The organism is Luteolibacter pohnpeiensis (assembly GCF_016595435.1).
Taxonomy (GTDB): Bacteria; Verrucomicrobiota; Verrucomicrobiia; order Verrucomicrobiales; family Akkermansiaceae; genus Luteolibacter; species Luteolibacter pohnpeiensis.
In genome coordinates this window covers 1-341 of record NZ_JAENIJ010000232.1, presented here as the reverse complement: position 1 = coordinate 341, position 341 = coordinate 1, and the positions used below count along the sequence as shown (strand labels likewise).

Here is a 341-nt window from a genome sequence, read left to right as displayed (position 1 = left end):
GTCAACCGGTTCCGGACTTCCTCCATCCCGTCGAACAGCCGCTTCCAGTATTCCTTTTTCGCCGTGGTCAGCTTCATCCGGAGCGACTCGATCAGGCTTTCGCGGCTGATCTCGAATTCCTTCAAAATGTCCGGCGTCAGGCTGCAGACCGATTGATAGTTCACCCGCAACTCTTCGAGCCGCATGTCGTAAAGTCGGCATAGGGCCTCGATGAAGTTCAACCGATGAACCACCTTGGCTTCCTCCATTCGCTCCTCGAACGGCAGCTCGGTTTCGCCCTCGGCAAACCGGAATGTCTCATCGAAGAACCGGACGAACGGATCGCTCGGGCAGTCTGTCCG

1 protein-coding gene is annotated in these 341 nt (G+C 57.2%); it reads right to left on the bottom strand.

The genetic code is table 11. The features are described 5' to 3' along the window. A partial coding sequence (locus JIN85_RS22630) for a hypothetical protein (protein WP_200274558.1) occupies positions 1 to 341 on the bottom strand: 341 nt, incomplete at both ends.